Raw genomic sequence first — 17,211 nt, 5'->3', positions numbered from 1 at the left:
GCTTGCCCATTTCTCCCAGCATGTAATAGTTCTACTTTAGGGCGTTCACAATGTCAATAATAAACCCATGGTTGTGCAACGCAGAGGATTTATCGCGCTAAATCAATCTATTGAAAGCGCAACGCCCCTGCGCTCGGCAAACGCAACGGGGCGGGAATCACCCCGCCCCGCTTCCGAAAAACTGGTCCTGCTTCAGTTGCCCTGCACCGGGGAAAGCGCCTGGCCCCGCTGCTTTTCGATCTCGCGCCAGCGGGCGACGTTCTGGTTATGCTCCTGCAGCGTCCGGGCAAAGGCGTGACCGCCCGAACCATCCGCGACGAAGAACACGAAATCCGTATCCTCGGGATCCATCGCCGCGTCGATCGAGGCACGGCCCGGATTCGCGATCGGAGTCGGCGGCAGCCCCGGAATCTGATAGGTGTTATAGGGCGTGCGCCGGCGCAATTCCGATCCGCGGATGCCACGGTCCAGAACGCCCTCTCCCTTGGTGATGCCATAGATGACGGTGGGGTCCGTCTCCAGCCGCATCCCCTGCCGCATCCGGTTCACGAAGACGCTGGCGACCACGCGGCGCTCATCCGCGACCGCGGTTTCCTTCTCGATGATCGAGGCCATGGTCAACGCCTCTTCCGGCGTATCATAGGGCAGGCCCGGCTCGCGCTTTTCCCAGGCGGCGGCCAGATAGGTCGCCTGCCGCGCGGCCATGTCGGCCAGCAGCTCGCCACGGTCCGCGCCCTGCTGGATCTCATAGGTGTCGGGCGCAAGGCTGCCCTCGGCCGGCACTTTCGAGACATCGCCGCCCATGAACGGCACCTGTTTCAGGGCCTCGACGATCTGCCAGCTGGTGACGCCTTCGGCCACGGTGATGCGCAGCCGCGTGTCGGCCGATTTCTCGGCCGTGGCCAGCGCCTCGGGCGCGGGTTCGGTGGCGGGATTGTATTTCGCCTGCTCCATCATCTGCCCCGTCGCCGGGTCGATGTCGCGCAGCACCACGGCGTTTTCGCGCACGCCGACGCGCAGGATCACCTCGGTCCCGCAGGTCGAGGGGCCGCCCGCCGACAGCACATCCACCACCTGCTCCATGGTGGAATGCGGCGGCACCAGCCACGAGCCGAATTTCAGCCCGCGCGAGCGGCCCTGATAATCGGTGCCCGCGCGGAAGATATAGCCATTCGAGACGACCCCCTGCGCGACCAGCTGGTCGCTGACCGCTGCCAGGCTGGCGCCGGGCGCAATGCGGACGCATTGTGCGGTGGCGCTGGGACCGGGCGCGCTGTATTCGTGCTTGGCCCAGGCGATCGCCGCCGCAACGGCGACCAGGACCACGATCAGCAGCGTCAGGAGATTCGACGCGAAATGGCGCCAGATCATTCCGCGACGCGCCCCATCACCAGGCTGGCATTGGTCCCGCCGAAGCCGAAGCTGTTGGACAGGACATAATCCACCTTGCGACGGACAGCGGCATTGGCCGCCAGGTCGATCGCCGTGTCGCGCGCCGGATTGTCCAGGTTGATCGTCGGCGGGCAGATCTGGTCACGGATCGCCAGGATGCAGAAGATCGCCTCGACCGCGCCGGCCGCGCCCAGAAGGTGCCCGATGCTCGACTTGGTCGAAGACATCACGACGCCCCCGGCCGCATCGCCCAGCAGGCGCTCGACTGCGCCCAGTTCGATCACGTCGGCCATGGTCGAGGTGCCATGCGCGTTGATGTAATCAATGTCGGCCGCGTTCAGATTCGCGCGCTTCAGCGCTGCGGACATGCTGCGGAAACCACCATCGCCATCCTCGCTGGGGGCGGTGATGTGATAGGCGTCGCCCGACATGCCATAGCCCAGGATCTCGGCATAGATCTTGGCGCCGCGCGCCTTGGCGTGCTCGTATTCCTCAAGCACGACGACGCCCGCGCCCTCGCCCATGACGAAGCCGTCGCGATCCTGGTCCCACGGGCGGCTGGCGGCCTTGGGATCATCCTCGCGCTTGGTCGACAGCGCCTTGCAGGCGTTGAAGCCCGCGACGCCGATCTCGCAGATCGGGCTTTCGGTGCCGCCTGCGACCATCACCTCGGCATCGCCCAGCGCGATCAGCCGCGCCGCGTCGCCGATGGCATGGGCGCCGGTCGAACAGGCCGTGACGACCGCGTGGTTCGGACCCTTGAAGCCGAACCGGATCGAGACCTGCCCCGACACCAGGTTGATCAGCGCGCCCGGAATGAAGAAGGGCGAAACCCGCTTCGGTCCGCGTTCCTTGATCAGCACGGCGGTTTCCGCGATCGAGGCAAGCCCCCCGATCCCCGAACCGATCATGACGCCGGTGCGTTCGAAATCTTCCTCGGTCTGCGGCTTCCAGCCGCTGTCCTCGACAGCCTGCGTAGCGGCAGCCATCCCGTACAGGATGAAATCATCGACCTTGCGGCGATCCTTGGGTTCCATCCAGTCGTCGGGATTGAAGGTCCCGTCGCTGCCGTCACCCATCGGAATCTCGCAGGCATATTTCGTGGTGACGTCCTTGGTGTCGAACCGCGTGATCGGCCCAGCCCCGGATTCCCCTGCCAGAAGGCGCTTCCAGGTCTCTTCGACCCCCGAGGCCAGCGGCGTGACCATCCCAAGGCCGGTGACGACAACTCTGCGCATAGACGGCTCCTTGACCCTCGTATAATCGGTCAGGTTCTACACGGGGGCCGCCTCTGGCGCAACGCCATGCCTTCAGCCCGCCCATCCCGCCACCACTTGCCCGTGCCGGACTTATCGGCCACACGCGGGACGCGAGCGCCACAGATGCCGCAATTCCCGCGATCCGGACCGTTGCGGCATTGAACAGACCTCGAATCCGCCTATGCTTCCGCTGGTCCTGCAAGCCAACAGAAAAGGACGAACCGGATGACGACAAAGACCAAGGCCAGTGCAGAAGCCGCAATGGACGAAATCAGAAGCGTAACCTCGGTGGTCCTGCCCGATCCGCCCCCCGCGCCGCCCCAGATCTCCGAGGCCCAAGCCGCCACGGCCGAGGAAATCCGCAAGCGCATCGCGGAAATCGACATGAAGGATACCGGCTCGATCGTCCATTTCGGCGCACGCGCCCAGAACGAGCTTCAGGAAATCAGCCAGGCCATGCTGGCGGACGTGAAGAACAAGGATGTCGGTCCGGCGGGGGAATCCCTGCGCGACATCGTGACCACGATCCGCGGCTTCTCGGCCAGCGAACTGGACGTGCGCCGCGAACGCAGCTGGTGGGAGCGCCTGACCGGCCGCGCCGCCCCCTTTGCGAAATTCGTCGCCAATTACGAAGAGGTGCAGTCGCAGATCGACCGCATCGCCGTCGATCTGGACGGTCACCAGCACCGGCTGCTGAAGGACATCCGCTCGCTCGACCTGCTGTATGACCGCACGCTGGCCTTCTATGACGAACTCGCGCTGTATATCGCGGCCGGGGAAGAAAAGCTGGCCCAGATCGACGCCAGCGACATTCCCGCCCGGCAATCCGCGATCGACGCCGCGCCCGAGCCGGACAAGGTCATGGCCGCGCAGGAACTGCGCGACCTGCGCGCGGCCCGCGACGACCTGGAACGCCGCGTCCATGACCTGAAGCTGACACGGCAGGTGACGATGCAGTCCCTGCCCTCGATCCGGCTGGTGCAGGAAAACGACAAGTCGCTGATTACCAAGATCAATTCCACTTTGGTCAACACGGTCCCGCTGTGGGAAACCCAGCTTGCGCAGACCGTCACGATCCAGCGTGGCGCCGAAGCCGCCCGTGCCGTGAAAGAGGCCAGCGACCTGACCAACGACCTGCTGACCGCCAATGCGCGCAACCTGCGCCAGGCCAATGCCAGCATCCGTACCGAGGTCGAGCGTGGCGTCTTTGACATCGACGCCATACGCGCCGCCAATGCCGAACTGATCGCCACCATCGAGGACAGCCTGCGCATCGCCGACGAAGGCAAGGCCCGCCGTGCCGCCGCCGAGGAAGAGCTGACCACGATGGAAGGCCAGCTTCGCCGGGCGCTGTCCTCCTCCAGCGCCTCCCCCTCCCCGACGCCATCTGCCTCCCCAGGACAACCGTGACCGCAAGCCTTTCTCTCGATCCCCGCCGCCCCGTCGCGCGCGCTGGTCTGACCGCCCCACGCCTTGTTCCGGCAGCGCTTTTGCTGGCGCTGCTTGCGGCCTGTTCCGAACCTGCCCCGGCCCCGGAAAACCCGCCCGCGATCAACGCTGCGGCGCCTTTGCCCCGTCCCGACCGGACCGAGGCAACACAGGCCGCCCTGCGTCGGGACCGGGCCGATCGGGCACGCGCCGATGCCGCAGCTGCCGCCGCAGCGGCCGAAACGCCCGCCAGCCGCAACATGCGCAACTATCTGGCCAGCGTCGAAGAGGCGCTGATCGCGCGCGGGCTGATGCGGACCGACAGCGGCAACGAAATCGCGCTGACGCCCGAGCGTCTGACAGAAGACTTCGTCCAGATCGCACTGCATGACGAATATGTGCGCGACGGTGGCAAGCTCGTCTCGCGCAGTACGCCCGCGCCGTTGCGGCGCTGGGACCAGCCCGTGCGGATGCGGATCGAATTCGGCCCCTCGGTCGCGCCGAACCAGCGCAGCCGCGACCGGGCCGACATCGCTGCCTATGCCGCCCGGCTTGAGGCCGCGTCCGGGCACCGCGTCGGACTTGGCACGGTCGAGGGGAACTTCACCGTCCTGATCCTCAGCGAGGATGAACGCCGCCAGATCGGACCGCGCCTTGCCGCGCTGGTGCCCGGCATCCCCGACAGCGACATCCGCGCATTGATCGAACTTGCGCCGCAGAACTATTGCACGGTCTTCGCCTATTCGCGCGGAAGCTCGACCACCTATGACCAGGCGGTGGCCCTGATCCGCAGCGAAACGCCCGCCAGGATGCGCCGCTCGTGCTTCAACGAAGAGCTGGCTCAGGGCTTGGGACTGGCCAATGACAGCCCGATGGTGCGCCCCTCGATCTTCAACGATGACGAGGAATTCGCCTATCTGACCCGGCATGACGAGTTGCTGCTGAAGATCCTGTACGATCCCCGCCTGCGCCCCGGCATGACCGAGGTCGAGGCGCGCCCCATCGTCCTGCAGATCGCGCGCGAGTTGCTGGGCACCGATGCGTGATCCCGGCCTGCCCGGCCGGGCAAGGGCTTGACGCTGCGCCGTTGCGGCGCAGTATCGGGTGACGCGAGATCGGCGAAAGGGGTTGCCATGTCCTTGCTGAACATCCTCGGCGGCGAGTTCATCGAGATCATCGAATGGACCGACGACAGCCGTGACACGATGGTCTATCGCTTTCCGACCGTCGGGCGGGCCATCAAGTACGGCGCAAAGCTGACCGTGCGCGAAGGCCAGTCCGCGGTCTTCATCCATGAAGGTCAGCTTGCCGATGTCTTCGGCCCCGGCCTCTACATGCTGGAAACCAACAACCTGCCGATCCTGACGCGGATCCAGCATTGGGACCACGGCTTCCGCAGCCCCTTCAAGTCCGAGATCTATTTCGTCAACACCACCCGTTTCAACGACCTGAAATGGGGCACCAAGAACCCGGTCATCGCACGCGACCCGGAATTCGGCCCGGTGCGTATCCGCGCCTTCGGGACCTATTCGATGCGCGTGACCGATCCCGGCAAGTTCATGACCGAGATCGTGGGCACCGACGGGGAATTCACCAAGGACGAGATCAGCTTCCAGCTGCGCAACATCATCGTGCAGGAATTCTCGCGCATGATCGCGGCATCGGGCATTCCCGTCCTCGACATGGCGGCCAATACCGACCAGTTCGGCAAGCTTGTCGCAAAGGCGATCAGCCCCACCGTCGCGGAATACGGGCTGACCATCCCGGAGTTCTATATCGAGAATATCAGCCTGCCGGACGAGGTGGAGAAGATGCTCGACAAGCGCACCTCGATGGGAATCGTCGGCGACCTTGACCGCTTCAGCCAATACGCCGCGTCCGAAGCGATGCTGAACGCCTCGACCCAGGCGGGCGGCATGGGCGCCGGGATCGGGGCAGGTCTTGGCGCGGGCCTTGGCGCGGCAATGGGCCAGCGTGGCGGGCCGTGGGGTGCTGCGCCCCAGCAGGCGGCGCCGTCGCCACAGACCCCGCCGCCGCTGCAGTCCGAAAAGGTCTGGCACATCGCCATCGATGGTCAGGCCGACGGGCCCTATGGCCGCGCCCATCTGGGCCGCCTTGCGCGCGAAGGCAAGTTCGACCGCGACACGCTGGTCTGGACGCCCGGACAGGACGGCTGGAAGCCCGCGGACGAGGTCGCAGAGCTTGCGCAGCTGTTCACCATCGCGCCACCGCCCCCGCCGCCGCCCATTCCGAAGCAGGACGGCTGAGCGCGCCTGAATGCCCACGCCTCCGTCAGAATACCGCTATCCTTGCGAGAATTGCGGGGCGAGCCTGGAATTCTCTCCCGGCCAGCAGCGCCTGACCTGCCCCTATTGCGGGCACGAACAGGATATCGGTCCCGGTCCCGCGCGCGCGCCCAGCCGACAGATCAAGGACGGCCCGTGGGGAGACCAGGCGATCCTGCGCGATCCGGCCACCGGCCGCGCTTTGCAATGGGATGCCAGCCACAAATCCCCCGACCTTCGCGAATTGCCGCTGGAACAGGGTTTGCGGCTGGACCAAAACAGCGACCTGACCGAAAGCGTCCGAACCCTTTCCTGCCCGAATTGCGGCGCCCGGATCGAGATCACGACCGACAGCCACGCCGCCGCCTGCCCTTTCTGCGCCACCGCGGTGGTGACAGACACGGGAAGCACGCGCCTGATAAAGCCGCAGGGCGTCCTGCCCTTCGTCATCACCCAGGATCAGGCCAAGGCCGCACTGGAAAGCTGGCTCAAGGGCCTGTGGTTCGCGCCCGCCGGGCTGACCGCCTATGCCCGCCGCGGACGCCGGATGAGCGGGATCTACTCGCCCTTCTGGACCTTCGACGCAGCCACCCGCTCGGCCTATTCGGGGGCGCGGGGGGACTGGTATTACGAAACCGTCTGGGTCACGCAGGAGGTCAACGGCCGGATGCAGCGGGTCGCACAGCAAGTGCGGCGCACGCGCTGGACTCCGGTTTCGGGCCAGGTCTCTCGCGATTTCAATGATGTGCTGGTGCTGGCCGCAAGCTCGCTGCCGCGCCGCTTCACCGATGCGCTGACGCCCTGGGATCTGTCGCATCTGGTCATCTATCAGCCGGAGTACCTCGCGGGCTTCCTGGCCGAAGGCTATACGATCCCGCTCGCCTCGGGGCATCAGATCGCGCGCCAGGAAATGGCAGGCGTCATTGCGATGGACGTGCGCCGCGCGATCGGGGGGAACGAACAGCAGATCGCGCAGATTCAGACCCGCCACGATGCCGAGACCTTCAAGCATATCCTTCTGCCGGTCTGGTCCGCAGCCTATCGCTATAACGGCAAAAGCTATCGCTTCGTCGTCAATGGCCAATCAGGGCGCGTGCAGGGCGAACGGCCCTGGTCGGTCTGGAAGATCGCCTTCGCCGTCCTGATGGCCGCATTGGCCATTGCGGCGCTGCTCTGGCTGAACGAGCGGGGCGATTACGTTCAATTCGGCAGCAATGCCGACATCCCCGCGCTTCACATGCAGGACGGTTATCGCTATCACCCCGCCATGACCGGGCCGTGGGCCGGACCCGGCGATGATCGGGGGGAACCATCATGATCCTGTGCGCGGGCGAATCGCTGATCGACATGGTGCCCGAAGGCGGTGCCTTCCGGCCGCTGGCCGGGGGCGCAGTCTACAATACCGCCATCGCGCTTGGCCGTATCGGCGCACCGGCGGGCTATCTCTGGCCGATCTCGCGCGATCCTTTTGGCGAAACGCTGCTGCGCCCCTTGGCCGAGGCGGGCGTCGATACGGGCCTTTGCCCGCGCTCGGACCGGCTGACGACGCTGGCCTTCGTCACCCTGACCGGGGGCGAGGCGCGCTATTCCTTCTATGACGAAGGCTCGGCCGGTCGGATGCTCGCCCCCGAAGACCTGCCCCCGATCCCGGACAGCGTCTCGGCGCTGTTCATCGGCGGGATCAGCCTGGTCCCCGACCCCTGCGGCGCCGCAATCGAGGCGCTGGTGGCCCGCCTGCGCGGCAAGGTTCCGGTGATGATCGATCCGAACATCCGCCCCTTCTTCATCGCCGATGCCGATGCCTATCGCGCCCGGCTTGATCGCCTGCTTGCGATGGCCGATCTGGTGAAACTGTCGTCGGACGATCTGGAATGGCTGATGCCGGGCGCCAGCTTCGCACAGGCCGCGGCCGGTCTGCTGGCCAAGGGCGCCACCGCGGTTTTCCAGACCGGAGGTTCCGAAGGCGCAACCGCCCATTGGCAGGGCGAACCCATCGCCGCCCCCGCGCTCAGGGTCGAGGTCGCGGACACGATCGGTGCCGGCGACACGTTCAACGCGGGCGTCCTCGCCTCGCTCCATGCAGATGGCGTGCTCAGCCGCGAAAGACTGGGCAGGATCGGACCGGATCAGCTGCTCGCGGCACTCCGGCAGGGCACGCGCGCCGCGGCGATCACCGTCTCGCGTCCGGGTGCGAATCCGCCCTGGGCGCATGAACTGGCGGCGCTTCCGGCCTGAACAGGGGGCAATGACTGCAGGGCCGCTCGGGGCCCTGCAAGTTCACCGTTTCTGAAATACCCATGCGGCGGCGCAAGGCGCGCGCCCGCCGCATGGGGTCAGATTGCCTCGAACATGGCTTTCTGGCGGGCGGTCCAGCGGACCACCAGGCTGACGCCCTGCTCGTCGATCCCCTCGCTCAGCACGATGCCCTGCTGATGCAGCCAGGCGCGGCGGCGGCCATCTTCCAGCGCCAGGTGCAGGCGGGTTTCCTCGCGCGGCTCGTCCAGCGCCTCGGCCAGACGCGCATCGATGGCGGCCGTCAGATCGTCCAGCCCCTCGCCCGACAGGGCGCTGATCGCCTGCACGCCCTCGGTCCGGGCGTCGGTGCGCCGCAGCGCGTCGCGAATCTCGGGGGAGAGCGCGTCGATCTTGTTCCAGACCTCGATCAGCGGGACGTCTTCCTCGACCCCCAGGCTGTCCAGGATCTCGCCCACGTCGCCCGCCTGCTCCTCGGTCTCGGGATGGCTGATGTCGCGGACATGCAGGATCAGGTCGGCGGCCAGCACTTCCTCCAGCGTGGCGCGGAAGGCCGCAACCAGCTCATGGGGAAGGTCGCTGATGAAGCCCACGGTGTCCGACAGGATCACGCGCCGCCCGCCGGGCAGCGTCAGTTGCCGCATCGTCGGGTCCAGCGTTGCGAAAAGCTGGTCCTTGGCGACCACCTCGGCCCCGGTCAACCGGTTGAACAGCGTTGATTTTCCGGCGTTGGTATAGCCGACCAGCGCCACGATGGGATAGGGCACCTTGGCGCGCGCGCGCCGGTGCAGCTCGCGCGTCTTGACCACGCGCTCCAGATGGCGGCGCAGGCGGATGACCTGCTCGTCGATGGCGCGGCGGTCGGCCTCGATCTGGGTTTCCCCCGGACCGCCAACGAAGCCCAATCCGCCCCGCTGGCGCTCAAGGTGGGTCCAGGCGCGCACCAGCCGCGTGCGTTGATAGGCAAGCGCGGCCAGTTCCACCTGCAACACGCCTTCGCGTGTATGGGCGCGGTCGGCAAAGATCTCCAGGATCAGACCGGTCCGGTCCAGGATCTTGACGCCCCATTCCTTTTCCAGGTTGCGCTGCTGGACCGGCGTGACCGGCCCGTCGATCAGCACAAGCTCGGCCCCCTCGCCCTCGGCGGCGGCCTTCAGGTGCTGGCCGATTTCCTCGCGCTTGCCCTTGGAGAACAGCATCCCCGCGTCGGGTTTGCGCAGCTTCGCAACCTCGGCGCCCGCGACCTCGATCGCGGGCAGCGCATAGGCCAACGCAACGGCCTCTTCCAACGCCAGATCGGGGGATCGGCGGGTCCGCGAATTCCCCAGATCCGGGTGGATCACATAGGCGCGCGTGGGGCGTTCGCGGGTCTCGTTCGATTCCGTCAATCAGTCCTCGCCGTCGTAAAGGCTGATCGGCTGCCCCGGCATGATGGTCGAGATCGCGTGCTTGTAGACCAGCTGTGATTGCCCGTCGCGACGCAGCAGCACGCAGAAGTTGTCAAACCATGTGATGACACCCTGCAGCTTCACTCCGTTGATCAGGAAGATGGTGACCGGAACCTTGCCCTTGCGGACATGATTCAGAAAAGCATCCTGGAGATTTTGTTTGTCGCCGGCCATTTCGATGCACCTTGTTCTTATCGCTGGTAATCAAGACTTAGGCGAGGCTCACGACGCTTGCAAGCGGGCGATCCGCGATCGGCGGGGTCGCGTTGCATGTTCGCAATCCCCCCTATTTCCGCCAGGATTCGGGCGACAGCAAAGCCAGCAATGCCAGCGTCTCGATCCGACCCAGGATCATGGCGCCACCCAGCACCGCCTTGGTCATTCCCGGCAGACCCGCCCAGCCCTGCCAGGGCGCGCCCGCGACCCCGGCCGAACCCAGGAAGGTCGGCGTCGTGGGAATCACCCCGGCCAGCGGCCCGGTATTGGTCAGCGCGGCCACGGACAGGATCGTCGCGCTGTCGAAGCCGATCTGCTGCAATGAAATCAGCATGATGACCACCGCCAGCGACACCGCGAACAGCATGAAGAAGATAAAGGCCAGATATGCCCCCTCGCGCCGCAGGCGCCGGGCCATCATGCCCCCGCCCCCGACCGAGGCCGGGTGCACGATCTTTTCCAGCTCGCGTTCGCTGTGACGCGCCAGCGCATAGACCCGCAACAGCTTGACGCCCCCCGCCGTGGTCGCAACCCCCCCGCCCATGATCGCCAGCCCCGCCAACATCAGGCCCGGAGAGGTCAGCCCCGACCAGTTCCGCGCTCCCTGCCATTCGATCGAGGTCCAGCCTGTCGTGGTCAGATAACTGAGCGCATTGAAGATGCCGCCCCAGGCTGCCGCGACGGCGCTTGCCAGGGTCTCGAACAGCCCGCGCGACCCGCCATGAGACACACCCAGCGCACCGATGAAATGACGCGTAAACAACAGCAGCGACACCATCGCGACCACCAGCGCGGCCAGCCGCAATTCGGGGTCTCGGACCCAGCTGTCCGAGGTCTTCAGCTCGGCCCCGCCCGGCCAGAACCGGCGCGACAGCGCAGGAACCAGGAACAGGAAGATGACGATCTCACCCCCCAGTCCGCTCGATTGCGCGGCCGGGCCATCGACCGGGGAAATCCCGCTGGTCGACAGCGTCCCCATCGCATGGGCCAGCGCGACCAGCCCGGATTCACCCAGCATCAGCAGCAGGACCCACATCAGCAGGGTCAGCCCGGCATAGATCGGAAAGACCTGCCGGAACGACCGGATGACACGGCTGACCGGATCGGCCAGTTCCGAGCGAAAGATCGGCGCCGACAGGTGCGACATTCTTTTCGGGCCGACGGCAGAACGCGGCAGGCGCTCGAAATGCTCGACCCGGCCATAGGGACGCGCCAGGATCTCGAACCCGCCGACCCGCAGCGGCGCCAGCAGCGCGACCGCTGCAACCAGCATGAACAGCCCGCCCATCCAGCCCACCATCGCGCGCCACAGATGCAGCGGCGCGGGCAGCAGGTCGGCGGAGTAAAGCGTCGCCCCCGTGGTTGTCAGGCACGAGACCATCTCCCACCAGGCATTCAGGAAGCCGGTATCGGGCACCCCCAGCAGAAAGGGCGCTGCCATCATCGCCGGCAGCAAAAGCATCGCGCCCAGCATGGTCAGCAGCACCTCGCGCGCGCTGGCCGCCCGCGGGCGATCGGCGGTCGCGATCCCGATCATCGCAGACAGGATCAGGAACAGCCCACCACAGCTGAGAAAGGCCGAGCCAAGGTGGTGCAGGTCCAGCGCATGGGCGTAAAGGCCGGGCGGAAGCATCGCCAGCGACACGATCCCCGCCAGGATCACCAGAAGCGGCAGGCGCGCCAGAACCGTCATCGCCGCCTCAGAAGAAGTCGATCGAGACCTGCAACAGGCGCTCGACCTCGGGGACGTCCTTGGCAAGGGCGAAGATCACGATGATGTCGCCCTCGTCGATGCGCAGGTCGCCCGTGGGCTTGACCACGCGCTCGCCCTTCTGGACGGCGCCGATCAGCGCGCCCTCGGGGAATTCGATGTCGCGGATCGGCCGGCCCGCGATGGGTGAGGTGGACAGGACCTGCGCCTCGATCACCTCGGCCTCGGCGTCGCCGATCGAATAGACGTCCTTGACCCGCCCATGCCGGATGTGGCGCAGGATGGTCGATACCGTGCTGGCGCGCGGGTTGATGAAGGCGTCGATATCCAAAGGCTCCATCAGCGACATCAAGGTCGGGTCGTTGACCAGCGAGATCGCCAGCCGCGCACCCGCCTGCTTGGCGCGAACGGCGGCCAGGATATTGGTCTTGTCGTCGTCGGTCACCGCCAGCACGGCGCTGGCGCGCATCACCGCGGCCTCCTCCAGCAACTCGGCAGACAGGCCGTCGCCGTTCAGGACGATGGTCCGGTTCAGCGCATCGGCCGCATCCTCGGCGCGCGCGCGGTCGCGCTCGATCACCTTGACGCGGATGCGTTCGGGCTGGGCCTCCAGCGTCTGGGCGACGACCAGCCCGACATTGCCCGCGCCGATGATCAGGACGTTGTCCATCTTCTCGGCGGGCTTGCCAAAGACCTCCAGCGTGCGCGGCACATCCTCGGACAGGGTGAAGACATAGATCTGGTCGCCCTCGAACAGCTGGTCGCCCGGTTCAGGGGCGAACAGCTTGCCGCGCCGCCGAACCCCCGCCACCATGACGCTGAGGCTGGCGAACATCTCGTTCAACTGGCGCAGGGCGGTGTTCAACACCGGACTGTCCGCCTCCAGTGAAATGCCCAGCAATTGCAGCCGCCCGGTCAGGAATGTCTCGGCATCAAAGGTCGCGGGCGCGCGCAGCCGCTGCAATGCCGCCTGCGCCACCTCGCGCTCGGGGCTGATGACCACGTCGATCGGCAGGTGGTCGGTGCGGTAAAGATCGGAATAGATCGCATCCAGATAGGCCGAGGACCGCAGCCGCGCGATCTTGCGCGACACCTGGAACACGGAATGCGCGACCTGGCAGGTGACCATGTTCACCTCGTCCGAATGGGTCGCGGCGATGATCAGGTCGGCATCGCGCGCCCCCGCCCGGTCCAGCACGTCGGGATGGCTCGCAAAGCCCGTTACGCCCTGCACGTCCAGCGCGTCGGTCGCGCGGCGGATCAGTTCGGCGCTGGTATCGATGATGGTGACATCGTTGCGCTCGCCGGCCAGATGGCGCGCGATGTGCCAGCCGACCTGACCCGCCCCGCAAATGATGATCTTCATCTCGGCCCGGTCCCCCTTCGCCAGCCCGACCGATCCTAACCCGGCCGGAACCGGGCGGATACCGCAAAAAACCGCCACCTGCAAAGCCGTTGCCCGGTGCTGCGCCGGGCAGATGGCTCTTCACCGTTTTCCAAATACCCATGCGACGCCCGCCACGGGCACCGCATGCGGGTCGGACAGATCACTTCCCGACCAGTTCCTCCTCGACGCGCATGCCGCCGACGACGCCCAGCGACTTCAGCTTGCGGTGCAGGGCCGAACGCTCCATCCCGACGAATTGCGCGGTCCGGCTGATATTGCCGCCGAAACGGTTGATCTGCGCGATCAGGTATTCGCGCTCGAACAGCTCGCGCGCCTCGCGCAGGGCAAGGCTGGTGATCTGCGGGCCCAGCGCCAGCGCGTCGCCGGTGCCGCTGCTCGCGCCCTGGCTTTCCAGTTCCGACGGCTGGATCGGGCCGGTGCCGTCACCAAGGATCAGCACCCGTTCGATCACGTTGCGCAATTGGCGGATGTTTCCCGGCCAGGGCATCGCCTGCAGGGCGGCCAGGGTTTCCTCTGGCAGGGCTCGTTGCGGCAGGCCCTGCTGGGCGTGGAACTGCTCGATGAAATATTCTGCCAGGTGCTGGATGTCGTCGCGCCGCTCGGCCAGCGAGGGCACGGCCACCGGGACCACGTTCAGCCGGTCGAACAGTTCCTGGCGGAAACGGCCCGCCGCGATTTCGGACCCAAGGTCGCGGTTGGTCGAGGATATCACCCGCAGGTCGACCCGTACCTTGTCGGTGCCGCCCGCGCGTTGGAACTGCTGCTCGGTCAGCACGCGCAGGATCTTGGTCTGGGTGCCAAGCGGCATGTCGGCGACTTCATCGAAATAGATCACGCCGCCATGCGCCTGCTCCAGCAGCCCCGGCTCGATCCCGCGCTCGGAGGTCTCGCGGCCGAACAGCACTTCTTCCATGCGCTCTGGCTCGATCGTGGCGCAGGGCACCGGGATGAAGGGGGAACGCGCGCGCGGGCTGTGGGCATGGATATAGCGCGCGGCCATTTCCTTGCCCGCCCCCGGCTCGCCCGACAGCATCGCGCGGCCGTTCGACTTGGACACCTTGTCCAGCTGTTCCCGCAGCTTGCGGAACGAGGCAGAGTTGCCCAGCATCTCGGCCGCGCGGGCCTCGCCCCGTTTCAGGGTGCTGTTTTCCCGCCTCAGGCGCGATGCCTCCATCGCGCGGCGGATCACCACCAGAAGCTGGTCGATGTTGAAGGGCTTCTCGATGAAGTCGTAGGCGCCTTGCTTGATCGCGGCGACCGCGATCTCGATATTGCCGTGCCCCGAGATGATGACCACGGGCACGTCCGGATTGTTGCGCTTGACCTGCTTGAGGATGTCGATCCCGTCCATCTTGCTGTCCTTCAGCCAGATGTCCAGGATCATCAGCGCCGGTTCGGACAGGTTCAGTTCCGCCACCGCCTGGTCAGAGTTTGCCGCAAGGCGGGTCGCGTAACCTTCGTCCCTGAGAATGTCCGAGACCAGCTCGCGAATGTCTTTTTCATCGTCGACGATTAGGATGTCAGTCATTTCACGTGGTCCTGCTCTGGTTTCTGGCGCCGCGCCGAAAGGCGCACGGGCTGTCTTTCGCGGGGAAGCCGGATCTCGGCCATCGCGCCTTGCTGGCCGGGGGCGTCCGTCAGGGTGAAACGGCCACCATGCTCCTCGACGATCTTCTTGACGATGGGCAGGCCCAGCCCGGTGCCGCCCTGTTTCATGGTTACATAGGGTTCGAAAAGCCGCGAACGGTCCTCGGGCAAGCCGGGGCCGTTGTCGATGATGCGGATGGTGACCGCATCGGGCGCGGCCTCCATCGTCACGTCGATCCGGGGTTGCCATCCCGGCTTCGGATCGGCGCGGAGTTCGTCCAGCGCCTCGCCGGCATTCTTCAGCAGGTTGGTAAAGACCTGCCGCATCATCCCGGCATCGGCATCGACGATGATCGGTAGATCGGGAATTTGGCTGACCAGCGCGCCTTGCAGGGCGTCGCGCTGCATCAATTCGCTGTCGCGCAGAAGCTTGGCGATGTCGGTTTCCTTGCGGTCCGGCTCGGGCATGCGGGCAAAGCGCGAGAACTCGTCCACGATCCGGCGCAGATCGTTCGTCTGGCGGATGATGACCTCGGTATATTGCTCCAGCGCATCTCGGTCATCGCCCGCGATCGGGGCGAACTTGCGCTTCAGCCGCTCGGCCGAAAGCTGGATCGGGGTCAGGGGGTTCTTGATCTCATGCGCGACGCGGCGTGCGACATCGCCCCAGGCCGCCATGCGCTGCGCCGAGACAAGATCGGTCACGTCATCGACCGCGACGACATAGCCCTCCAGCCCACCCGCCGCGCTGCGCCGGATCGCCATGCGCACCAGCAGGCTTTCGACGCGACCTTCGCGGTTCAGGCGGATCTCGTCCTGCACCCATTCGTTCACGGATTGCGCCAGCCGGTCGAACAGCGGCGCGAATTCCGGCACCGCCTCCGACAGCAGCCGGTCATGGGCGCGCGCGGGGTCAAGCCCCAGCAGCCGGCTGGCCGAGCGGTTCAGGAAGTCGATCTCTCCGGCCGCGTCCAGGCCGATGACCCCCGCCGTGACCGAGGACAGCACGCTGTCGAACAGCCGCCGCTGGTCATCCGCGACGCGATAGCTTTCGACCAGCTCCTCGCGCTGCTGTTTCAGCTGGCGGGTCATGTGGTTGAAGCTTTGGCCCAGGGTCTGGATTTCGTCCCCTGTATCGGGTTCGGGTATCTGCAGGTCCAGATTGCCCTTGCCGACCTGCTCCGAGGCCTCGGCCAGCCGGCCGATGGGCCGCGACAATCGATCTGCGAACCACAGGCCCAGCCACATCGCGGCGGCCACCAGAAGCAGCGCAAAGCCAAGATAAAGCAGAGAAAATTCCAGCAGTACCCGGCCGCGTTCCTGTTCAAGCCGCTGGTATTCGCCGACGCTTTGGCGGGTATCGTCCAGCAGGCCCAGCAACTTCCCGTCCACGTCGCGGGTGACGTAAAGATAGCGGTCGGCCAACGGCGCCAGCGGCACCAGCGCGCGAAATTCGTTGTTCTGCCAGTCCTGGATCAGCACCAGCCCCTGCGCCTGCGCCTCGTCGAACTCCTGCGCCGAGGGCTGTTCGTACCAGAACTGATAGCTGCGTTCACCGCGCGCGCGGATCGTGCCGCGCCCGTCGACAACATAGGCCTCGCGCAGGCCGCGCTGGATCAGCGCCTGCCCCTGCCCCAGCAGCAGGCGCAATTCGCCGTCGTCCAGCATCGGGTTCTGCCGCGCCGCCTGGGTCAGCGCCCCCGCCAGCAGCTTGGCGTCATTGGTCAGATCGCGGCGGTGTTCTTCCTGATAGGCCTCTGCTGCGGAAAGCGAGCTGCTGACCACCTGCTGCACCCGGTTCGAGAACCAGCCCTCCAGCCCGATATTGACGGTCAGGCCCGCGAACAGCGCGACCAGCACGGTCGGCACCAACGCGATGGTGGCAAAAACCCCGACCAGCCGCATGTGCAGGCGCGAACCCACCGCCGAGCGGCGCCGCGCCGCGACGATGCCGGTCATGCGTGCGATCACCATGCCGGTCAGGACGATCAGGTAAAGAAGGTCCGCCAGCAGCACCAGCCGAAGCAGCGCCCCCCCCGAGGTGACATGGGCCAGTGGCCCCATCACCGCGAATGTCAGCGCGGCCAGCACCGGCCCCAGAACGGCCAGCCCCAGCGTCGCGGCATTGCGCACCAGCCGCTTGCGCCGCAATCTTGCGACGCGTTCCCATGTGCCCCTTGAGAGCGTTCCCGCCAACTCGTCCGACCTCACGGCTTCGCCGCTG

13 protein-coding genes are annotated in these 17,211 nt (G+C 66.3%); 5 read left to right on the top strand and 8 right to left on the bottom strand.

Annotated features, from left to right (window positions below; genetic code table 11):
- Window positions 1-192: 192 nt before the first annotated feature.
- Both mltG and fabF read right to left on the bottom strand, forming a co-directional pair.
- Window positions 193-1,371: an endolytic transglycosylase MltG gene (gene mltG / locus RM190_RS06370; RefSeq protein WP_311758581.1), complete on the bottom strand. Its 1,179-nt coding sequence runs from the start codon at window positions 1,369-1,371 to the stop codon at window positions 193-195.
- The gene (fabF, locus tag RM190_RS06365) at window positions 1,368-2,630 is read right to left on the bottom strand and encodes a beta-ketoacyl-ACP synthase II (protein WP_311758580.1); all 1,263 of its coding nucleotides are present in this window, start codon (window positions 2,628-2,630) and stop codon (window positions 1,368-1,370) included. The genes mltG and fabF overlap by 4 nt, the downstream gene beginning before the upstream one ends.
- A 246-nt stretch (window positions 2,631-2,876) precedes the next feature.
- On the opposite strand from fabF, the gene RM190_RS06360 reads away from it, so the two are divergent.
- The 5 genes from RM190_RS06360 to RM190_RS06340 all read left to right on the top strand — a co-directional run bounded on the left by RM190_RS06360 (window position 2,877) and on the right by RM190_RS06340 (window position 8,599).
- Window positions 2,877-4,061, top strand: a complete 1,185-nt coding sequence (locus RM190_RS06360) for a toxic anion resistance protein (protein WP_311758579.1) — start codon at window positions 2,877-2,879, stop codon at window positions 4,059-4,061.
- A complete protein-coding gene (locus tag RM190_RS06355; RefSeq protein ID WP_311758578.1) occupies window positions 4,058-5,125 on the top strand; it encodes a DUF2927 domain-containing protein in 1,068 nt (355 codons plus the stop codon). The genes RM190_RS06360 and RM190_RS06355 overlap by 4 nt, the downstream gene beginning before the upstream one ends.
- Window positions 5,126-5,212: 87 nt before the next feature.
- The gene (locus RM190_RS06350) at window positions 5,213-6,346 is read left to right on the top strand and encodes an SPFH domain-containing protein (RefSeq protein ID WP_311758577.1); all 1,134 of its coding nucleotides are present in this window, start codon (window positions 5,213-5,215) and stop codon (window positions 6,344-6,346) included.
- Between the two features lie 10 nt (window positions 6,347-6,356).
- The gene (locus RM190_RS06345; protein WP_311758576.1) at window positions 6,357-7,682 is read left to right on the top strand and encodes a zinc ribbon domain-containing protein; all 1,326 of its coding nucleotides are present in this window, start codon (window positions 6,357-6,359) and stop codon (window positions 7,680-7,682) included.
- Window positions 7,679-8,599, top strand: coding sequence for a carbohydrate kinase family protein (locus RM190_RS06340; RefSeq protein ID WP_311758575.1), 921 nt, complete (start codon window positions 7,679-7,681; stop codon window positions 8,597-8,599). The genes RM190_RS06345 and RM190_RS06340 overlap by 4 nt, the downstream gene beginning before the upstream one ends.
- Window positions 8,600-8,697: 98 nt before the next feature.
- On the opposite strand, the gene hflX is transcribed toward RM190_RS06340, so the two are convergent.
- The 6 genes from hflX to RM190_RS06310 form a co-directional block, all read right to left on the bottom strand.
- Complete coding sequence (gene hflX / locus RM190_RS06335) at window positions 8,698-10,005, bottom strand: GTPase HflX (RefSeq protein WP_311758574.1); 1,308 nt, start codon at window positions 10,003-10,005, stop codon at window positions 8,698-8,700.
- The gene (gene hfq / locus RM190_RS06330; protein WP_017999735.1) at window positions 10,006-10,239 is read right to left on the bottom strand and encodes an RNA chaperone Hfq; all 234 of its coding nucleotides are present in this window, start codon (window positions 10,237-10,239) and stop codon (window positions 10,006-10,008) included.
- 112 nt (window positions 10,240-10,351) lie between these two features.
- The gene (locus RM190_RS06325; protein WP_311758573.1) at window positions 10,352-11,974 is read right to left on the bottom strand and encodes a potassium transporter TrkG; all 1,623 of its coding nucleotides are present in this window, start codon (window positions 11,972-11,974) and stop codon (window positions 10,352-10,354) included.
- 7 nt (window positions 11,975-11,981) lie between these two features.
- On the bottom strand, window positions 11,982-13,358 hold the full coding sequence (gene trkA / locus RM190_RS06320; protein ID WP_311758572.1) for a Trk system potassium transporter TrkA: 1,377 nt from the start codon (window positions 13,356-13,358) through the stop codon (window positions 11,982-11,984).
- 181 nt (window positions 13,359-13,539) lie between these two features.
- A complete protein-coding gene (ntrX, locus tag RM190_RS06315) occupies window positions 13,540-14,928 on the bottom strand; it encodes a nitrogen assimilation response regulator NtrX (protein ID WP_311758571.1) in 1,389 nt (462 codons plus the stop codon).
- On the bottom strand, window positions 14,925-17,183 hold the full coding sequence (locus RM190_RS06310) for a sensor histidine kinase NtrY-like (RefSeq protein WP_390908092.1): 2,259 nt from the start codon (window positions 17,181-17,183) through the stop codon (window positions 14,925-14,927). Before RM190_RS06310 ends, ntrX begins: the two co-directional genes overlap by 4 nt.
- Between the last annotated feature and the right edge of the window lie 28 nt (window positions 17,184-17,211).

The organism is Paracoccus broussonetiae (assembly GCF_031854425.1).
Lineage (GTDB): Bacteria > Pseudomonadota > Alphaproteobacteria > Rhodobacterales > Rhodobacteraceae > Paracoccus > Paracoccus broussonetiae.
The sequence above is the reverse complement of the archived record's forward strand: the minus strand, read 5'-3'. Positions and strand labels throughout refer to the sequence as shown.

Bases quoted from the DNA above. Each gene is read 5' to 3' on its own strand.
- mltG (WP_311758581.1), bottom strand. From the start codon at position 1,371: ATGATCTGGCGCCATTTCGCGTCGAATCTCCTGACGCTGCTGATCGTG.
- fabF (WP_311758580.1), bottom strand. From the start codon at position 2,630: ATGCGCAGAGTTGTCGTCACCGGCCTTGGGATGGTCACGCCGCTGGCC.
- RM190_RS06360 (WP_311758579.1), top strand. From the start codon at position 2,877: ATGACGACAAAGACCAAGGCCAGTGCAGAAGCCGCAATGGACGAAATC.
- RM190_RS06350 (WP_311758577.1), top strand. From the start codon at position 5,213: ATGTCCTTGCTGAACATCCTCGGCGGCGAGTTCATCGAGATCATCGAA.
- RM190_RS06345 (WP_311758576.1), top strand. From the start codon at position 6,357: ATGCCCACGCCTCCGTCAGAATACCGCTATCCTTGCGAGAATTGCGGG.
- RM190_RS06340 (WP_311758575.1), top strand. From the start codon at position 7,679: ATGATCCTGTGCGCGGGCGAATCGCTGATCGACATGGTGCCCGAAGGC.
- hfq (WP_017999735.1), bottom strand. From the start codon at position 10,239: ATGGCCGGCGACAAACAAAATCTCCAGGATGCTTTTCTGAATCATGTC.
- RM190_RS06325 (WP_311758573.1), bottom strand. From the start codon at position 11,974: ATGACGGTTCTGGCGCGCCTGCCGCTTCTGGTGATCCTGGCGGGGATC.
- trkA (WP_311758572.1), bottom strand. From the start codon at position 13,358: ATGAAGATCATCATTTGCGGGGCGGGTCAGGTCGGCTGGCACATCGCG.
- ntrX (WP_311758571.1), bottom strand. From the start codon at position 14,928: ATGACTGACATCCTAATCGTCGACGATGAAAAAGACATTCGCGAGCTG.